The sequence below is a fragment of the Bradyrhizobium altum genome (genome assembly GCF_020889705.1).
Lineage (GTDB): Bacteria > Pseudomonadota > Alphaproteobacteria > Rhizobiales > Xanthobacteraceae > Bradyrhizobium > Bradyrhizobium altum.
Genome location: NZ_JACMYP010000376.1, coordinates 1 through 6574 on the forward strand (window position 1 = coordinate 1; position 6574 = coordinate 6574).

Annotated in this window: 7 protein-coding genes and 1 other RNA gene; 6 read left to right on the forward strand and 2 right to left on the reverse strand. The window is 65.9% G+C overall.

Features of this window, described 5'->3' with window-relative positions:
- Positions 1–1347: DNA polymerase III subunit gamma/tau (locus tag H8B02_RS43995; RefSeq protein ID WP_229172015.1), on the reverse strand; the 1347-nt coding region annotated here is incomplete at its 3' end.
- Positions 1348–1459: 112 nt separating this feature from the next.
- Positions 1460–1556, reverse strand: an RNA gene (ffs, locus tag H8B02_RS44000) — signal recognition particle sRNA small type.
- Positions 1557–1667: 111 nt separating this feature from the next.
- On the opposite strand from ffs, the gene H8B02_RS44005 reads away from it, so the two are divergent.
- From H8B02_RS44005 to H8B02_RS44030, 6 genes are all read left to right on the forward strand, one after another.
- Complete coding sequence (locus tag H8B02_RS44005) at positions 1668–2087, forward strand: HIT domain-containing protein (RefSeq protein WP_229172020.1); 420 nt, start codon at positions 1668–1670, stop codon at positions 2085–2087.
- Between the two features lie 6 nt (positions 2088–2093).
- Complete coding sequence (nudC, locus tag H8B02_RS44010) at positions 2094–3044, forward strand: NAD(+) diphosphatase (protein ID WP_229172016.1); 951 nt, start codon at positions 2094–2096, stop codon at positions 3042–3044.
- Positions 3045–3124: 80 nt separating this feature from the next.
- Positions 3125–4072, forward strand: a complete 948-nt coding sequence (locus H8B02_RS44015; RefSeq protein WP_229172017.1) for a sugar kinase — start codon at positions 3125–3127, stop codon at positions 4070–4072.
- Between the two features lie 76 nt (positions 4073–4148).
- The gene (locus H8B02_RS44020; RefSeq protein ID WP_024578797.1) at positions 4149–4649 is read left to right on the forward strand and encodes an Lrp/AsnC family transcriptional regulator; all 501 of its coding nucleotides are present in this window, start codon (positions 4149–4151) and stop codon (positions 4647–4649) included.
- A gap of 187 nt (positions 4650–4836) precedes the next feature.
- Complete coding sequence (locus H8B02_RS44025; protein ID WP_229172018.1) at positions 4837–5118, forward strand: hypothetical protein; 282 nt, start codon at positions 4837–4839, stop codon at positions 5116–5118.
- On the forward strand, positions 5099–6565 hold the full coding sequence (locus tag H8B02_RS44030; RefSeq protein ID WP_229172019.1) for a methyl-accepting chemotaxis protein: 1467 nt from the start codon (positions 5099–5101) through the stop codon (positions 6563–6565). Before H8B02_RS44025 ends, H8B02_RS44030 begins: the two co-directional genes overlap by 20 nt.
- The last annotated feature ends 9 nt before the right edge of the window (positions 6566–6574 follow it).

Here is a 6574-nt window from a genome sequence, read left to right on the forward strand (position 1 = left end):
CGCACCCTGCGGTGCCCGCGCAGACGGCATGGCCGACATCGTCGAGGCCGGCGCGCCGCGTGGCGATGACGAGGCGGTAGAACCCGACGTCGCGGGCGCCGCGACGCCGCCATTCTGCTCGATCATCATCCGGATCGCTTCATCCGGCGTTGGCAGGTCGGCGACATAGGCGATCCGCACCAGCACCATCTCAGCGGCGGCCGCAGGCCGCGTCGCGGTCTGCACCTCGCTGATGCCCTTGAGCAGCATCTGCCACATCCGCGACAGCACCCGCGTCGACAGTTTTGCGGCGAATTCACGCGCGCGCACCCGCTCGGTCTCGCCGAACGCGACATTGTCGGCGGTTCCCGGCACGAACTTCACGCGGGTGACGAAATTGACGAACTCGGCCAGATCGGACAGCACCACCACCGGATCGGCGCCGACATCGTACTGCGCGCGGAATTCGGCGAAGGCGCTGGCGAGATCGCCGCGCGCCAGCGAATCGAAGAGATCGATGACCCGGGTGCGGTCGGCGAGGCCGAGCATCTGCCTGACTGCGTCCGCCTTCACGAGGCCTGCGGCATGCGCGATCGCCTGGTCGAACAGCGACAGCGAATCGCGCACCGAACCTTCGGCGGCGCGCGCGATGATGCCGAGCGCCTCGGGCTCGACCTCGACGTTTTCCTTGGCCGCGATGTTGCCGAGATGCTTCATCAGCACGTCGGCCTCGACCCGGCGCAGATCGAAGCGCTGGCAGCGCGACAGCACCGTGATCGGAACCTTGCGGATTTCGGTGGTGGCGAACACGAACTTGGCGTGCTCCGGCGGCTCCTCCAGCGTCTTCAGGAAGGCGTTGAAGGCCGCCGTCGACAGCATGTGGACTTCGTCGATGATGTAGACCTTGTAGCGCGCGCTGGCCGGCGCATAGCGCACGCTGTCATTGATCTGGCGAACATCGTCGACGCCGGTGTGCGAGGCCGCGTCCATCTCCAGCACGTCCATGTGCCGGCTTTCCATGATCGCCTGGCAGTGCACGCCGAGGTCGGGCATGTGGATGGTCGGCCCCTTCACCGAGCCGTCCGGCTTCGCGTAATTCAAGGCGCGGGCGAGGATGCGCGCGGTGGTGGTCTTGCCGACCCCGCGGACGCCGGTCAGGATCCAGGCCTGCGGAATCCGCCCGGTCTCGAACGCGTTCGAGACGGTGCGCACCATGGCCTCCTGGCCGATCAGATCCTCGAAGCTGGAGGGGCGGTATTTGCGGGCGAGAACGCGGTACGGCTTGGCCGTATCAGGCGCGCCACCCAAATCAAAGCCGCTCTGGCCTGCGCCGTCGGACGGTTGGGAGGGGTCGCCAGCGTCATTCATGCATCGATCCGCAACTTGGGAATTGTCTCGTCAACCGGCGTGCGGATAGGAGCCGAAATCAAGCGCCGGGCGCGGAGACCGCCGTTCCAGCGCGATTCGCTCGGAAAAACAGGTAGGAGACTGACGAGCGACCCGATCCGGACCTCGTTAGGGCTGCTTCCTTCCGGACCTGACCCGGTTGGCGAGTGGCTCGTCCACCGCCAATCTCCCGGTCCCTATTTGGGGCCAAAACCGCCGGAAAGCAAGCGGCCTGACCCGGCTTTGTAAGGCTGGCTTTGTGGGGCTTGTCTGGGAACACGGAAAGGCATTACTTGCCGGTCATGCCCGCCACCAACTGGTCGCTGCATTCGCAGCTCAAGAAAGACACCATCGACATCGGCGACCTGCCGCTGAGCAAGGTGCTCGTCATCAAGGATGCCCATTATCCCTGGCTCCTGCTGGTGCCGCGGCGCGACGGCGCGGTCGAGATCATCGACCTCGACGAGGTCGAGCAGGCGCAGCTGATGACGGAAATTACCCGCGTCTCGCGGGCCCTGAAAGAGGTCACCAAGTGCGACAAGCTGAATGTCGCAGCCCTCGGCAACCTCGTCCCGCAGCTGCACGTCCACGTCATCGCGCGCCGCACCAGCGACGCTGCATGGCCGCGTCCCGTTTGGGGCGTAATGCCGCCGCTGGCGCATGACGCCGAGGAAGTGCAGAATTTCATCAGCGCGCTTCGCCGCAAGATCTGGTTGGGTTGATTTTCGATGTCTGCATCCGATTCTTTTCCGCTCGGCCAGCCGGCCTTCGTCACCCATGTGCTGGACCGCGCCGCGCATCTGCGTAGCAATGACGAGAAGCTGTTCGCCCTGGAGGGCCATCGCGAGGCCAGAGCCTATGTGATCTACCGCGACTCGCTGGTCGTGAAGCAGGAGGAAGGCGGGGCCCGCGCGCTGCTCTCGCTGGAGGAGGCCCGCGGCTTTGGCGCCAATCCCGGCACGATTTTCCTCGGACTGCGCGATGCAGCGCCGATCTTCGGCATGGGGATCGCGCCGCAGGCGGCCGAAAAGCTGGTTGGGCGCGCCGACGTCGCGATCACCGAATTGCGCGGCATGGCGATGCAGGGCGTGGTGCCGCCCGAGCAGCTGTCGGCCATCGCGATGGCAAAATCGATGGTGACCTGGCACCAGCGCCACGGCTTCTGTCCGAACTGCGGCACCCGCACGGCGATGAAGGATGGCGGCTGGAAGCGCGAATGTCCGAGCTGCAAGGCCGAGCACTTTCCGCGCACCGATCCGGTCGTGATCATGCTGGTCACGTCGGGCGACAAGGTGCTGCTCGGCCGGCAGAAGCAGTTCATGCCCGGGATGTATTCCTGCCTCGCCGGCTTCGTCGAAGCCGCCGAGACCATCGAGGACGCGGTCCGGCGCGAGATTTTCGAGGAGTCCGGCATCCGCTGCACCGACGTCAATTATTATATGACGCAGCCCTGGCCCTATCCGTCGTCGCTGATGATCGGCTGCACCGCGCGCGCGACCAACGAGGACATCGTGGTCGACCGCACTGAGCTCGAGGATGCGCGCTGGTTCGACCATGCGGAGGCGACGCTGATGCTCAAGCGCCAGCATCCCGACGGCCTGGCCGGACCGCACCCGTTCGCGATTGCCCATCATTTGCTCGGCCGCTGGGTGCATCATCGAAATCCGTTGGACCAATAGCGGGAACCGGACATCGTTCTGCCGATTAGACCTGCACACAGCTTGTGGCAGTTGACGGAACCATTGCGACGGACCCCTGCATGAATTTTCAGAACGGCGCTACGAAAGTCCCGCCCCGCATCCTCTGCATCGGCCTGCCGGTGCGCGACCTGACCTTCCGCGTCAACGTACCGGCCCGCGGCTCCAAGGAGAACGCGACCCATTTCGACGAGATCTGCGGCGGCAACGCGTTGAACGCCGCCATCGGCATCGTCCGGCTGGGCGGCCGCGCCTCGATCTGCGGCCCGATGGGCGATTCGCGGGAGACCTCGAGCCGCTACATCTTCGACAAGCTGGCCCAGGAGGGCATCGAGGCCAACCATCTCATCCACATGCCGGACCTGGTCACCCCGATCTCGGCGATCATGATCGACGACACCGGCGAGCGCACCATCGTCACCTTCCGCGATCCTGAGCTCTGGAAGGTCAAGCTGCCGCCGACCGAGCTGCTGCTGGAGGATTGCGCGGCGATCCTGACCGAGAGCCGCTGCGCGCCGTTCTGCACCGAGCTTTGCGCCGAGGCCGTCAAGCGCGGCATTCCCGTGGTGGTCGACGTCGACCGCGCGATGTCGATGCGGGAAGGGCTGCTCACCGCCTCGTCCCATCTGGTATTTTCCAGCGAGCCGCTGCAGCAGACCGCCGACGTCACCGACGACGGCCAGGCGCTGCAAAAGCTCGCCAAGCTCACCCCCTCCTTCCTGGCCGGCACGCGCGGCCCGAAGGGCACGATCTGGCTCAACGAGAAGGGCGGGCTCGAGGAGACGGCGGCCTTCCCGGTCCATACCGTCGACACGCTGGGCGCCGGCGACGTCTTCCACGGGGCGTTTGCCCTCGCCATTACCGAGAAGCAGGAGTTGCGGCAGGCGCTCCGCTTTGCCTCGGCTGCTGCAGCGCTGAAATGCACCCGCTTCGGGGGCGCTTATGCCGCACCGCAACGTACTGAAGTTGAAGCGTTTTTGGGCGAGCACGCCGACGTCCGGCCGGCCTGACCGGCCACGACCCGCTTGATTTGGAAGATTTTTCTCTATATGAGGGAGTTTGAACCTTCATGTGGAACTTTCTTCTATGACCGATGTCGCCATTCAGCTTCATGACAACAACCGCCGCCTCGACGCCATCGATCGCAAGATCCTGACCGTGTTGCAGGAGGACGCCTCGCTCTCCGTCGCCGAAATCGGCGACCGGGTCGGGCTGTCGTCGACGCCGTGCTGGAAGCGCATCCAGCGGCTCGAGGCCGACGGCGTGATCCTGCGCCGCGTCGCGCTGGTCGATCAGAACAAGATCGGGCTCGGGATCTCGGTGTTCGTGTCGGTCGAGAGCGCCGACCATTCGGAAGCCTGGCTGCGCAAATTCGCCGACGCCGTCAGCGCCATGCCCGAAGTGATGGAATTCTACCGGATGGCCGGCGACGTCGACTACATGCTGCGCGTCGTGGTCGCCGACATGCAGGCCTACGACGTCTTCTACAAGAAGCTGATCTCGGCCGTGCCGCTGAAGAACGTCACCTCGCGCTTCGCGATGGAGAAGATCAAGTCGGTGACGGCGCTGCCGGTGCCGGCGGCGTAAGCGCCGCACACACCCGCATAATACGTCGATACGCCCCCAGGTAGTCCGCCTGCCCGGTATTTACCTGAAGTTAGCGCCAGCAGCGGTATTCTGCTGCGATGGAGCCGGGGAGATCATCCCAGCGAGACGACGGCCCGCATGGCCAGGCGCGGCCGCATTGCTGATTGCGAGCTGGATCGCGATCGCAATGCTGTCGTTGCAGGTGCGTGCGGGCACCGAAGTGGTGGCCGTGGCTTTTCCGCCGTGGTGGCGCGCCGAGCGCGCGCTGACGGCCGCTGCTGCCGCCAATGCGTCGATCGTTCGGATGACCGCCATTCCGGCCCTGCTGGTGGTGCGGCCTGACCGCGATGGCGGGCTGAGCCGGCTGTATGAGGCCGGCGCCTTGCTGACCATGGATCCGCAGGCGATCGCTGGCTGCTTCAAGGCGGACGACGATCAGGGGGTTGGGAATGACCTTCGAAGGCGATGAAATGGCCGCCCTGCGCGAGACGGCCAGCAAGATCCTGTTCGCGGTGCTCTGGCTGCACGTTCCGATCGCAATCATCGTCGGCCTGACGCTGCACACCGACTGGCTGATCCCGGCCGGCTTCATGGTCGCGATGGCGCTCGCCGCGACGCTGTCGTGGCGCATGTCGGGCAACGGCGTTTCAACGCAGCTGATCGTTGCCGTGGCCTTGATGGCCGGCGTGTCGATGCTGGTCTACCAGTTCGCGGGCCACCGCTGGCAGGTCGACATGCACATGTACTTCTTCGCCGCGCTGGCCTGCCTCGTCGCCTATTGCGACTATCGGCCGATCGTCGCCGGCACGGTTGCGGTTGCCCTGCATCACCTGACGCTGAATTTCATCCTGCCGGCCGCGATCTATCCCGGCGGCGCCGACCTCAGTCGCGTCGTTCCCCACGCCGTGATCCTCCTGATCGAGGCTGGCGTACTGATCTGGCTCGCGCACACGCTTGCCGAACTTTTCAAGACGTCGGCGCAGAAGGCGGCGGAGGCCGAGGCCGCCAGTGCCGCCGAAGCGCGCGCCAATGCCGAACGCATCGAGGCCGAACGGGCCAAGCACGACCGTGATGCCGCGCGGCGCGAGCTCGCCGCCGGCTTCGAACGAAAGATCGGCGAGGTCGTCGAGGCCGTCGCGGTGGCGGCGAACGCGATGCAGGGCCTGTCGGCGACGATGAACGGCAGCAACGCGGAAACCATCCGTCAGGCCACGGCGGCCGCCTCCGCATCGACGCTGGCATCGAGCAATGTGGAAACCGTGGCGTCGGCGACCGAGGAGCTGACGGCCTCGATCAACAACATCGCCGAGCATGTGACGCGCTCGGCGCGGATCGCCGCCAAGGCCGCCGAAGAGGCGCGCCGCACCAACAGCGTCGTGCAAGGTCTTGCCGCCGGTACGCAGAAGATCGGCGAAGTGGTGACGTTGATCCAGAGCATCGCCAGCCAGACCAACCTGCTCGCCCTGAACGCAACCATCGAAGCGGCGCGCGCCGGCGAGCATGGCCGCGGATTCGCGGTCGTCGCGAGCGAGGTCAAGGCACTGGCCAATCAGACCGCCAAGGCGACCGAAGAGATTTCAGCTCAGATCCAGGATATCCAGAGCGCGACCGGCGCAGCCGTTAGCGCGATCGGGACCATCGGGACCACCATCGCGGAAATCGACCAGGTCTCCGGCGAGATCGCGGCCGCCGTCGATCAGCAGGGCGCGGCGACCCGCGAGATCTCCAGCAATTTGCAGCAGGCCGCCGACCGCACCCGGGACGTCAACAAGGGCATCCTCAACGTCAACCGCGCGTCCGAACAGGCCGGCGGCGCGAGCGCACAATTGCTCGATGCGGCGAACGGCCTGTCGTCGCAGTCGGAGTGGCTGAAGACCGAGCTAGACCGCTTCCTGGCCTCGCTGCGGGCGGCGTGAGGAACTGTC

Excerpts from the sequence above, each read along its gene's own strand:
- H8B02_RS44005 (WP_229172020.1), top strand. The coding sequence starts at position 1,668 with ATGCCCGCCACCAACTGGTCGCTGCATTCGCAGCTCAAGAAAGACACC.
- nudC (WP_229172016.1), top strand. The coding sequence starts at position 2,094 with ATGTCTGCATCCGATTCTTTTCCGCTCGGCCAGCCGGCCTTCGTCACC.
- H8B02_RS44015 (WP_229172017.1), top strand. The coding sequence starts at position 3,125 with ATGAATTTTCAGAACGGCGCTACGAAAGTCCCGCCCCGCATCCTCTGC.
- H8B02_RS44020 (WP_024578797.1), top strand. The coding sequence starts at position 4,149 with ATGACCGATGTCGCCATTCAGCTTCATGACAACAACCGCCGCCTCGAC.
- H8B02_RS44025 (WP_229172018.1), top strand. The coding sequence starts at position 4,837 with ATGCTGTCGTTGCAGGTGCGTGCGGGCACCGAAGTGGTGGCCGTGGCT.
- H8B02_RS44030 (WP_229172019.1), top strand. The coding sequence starts at position 5,099 with ATGACCTTCGAAGGCGATGAAATGGCCGCCCTGCGCGAGACGGCCAGC.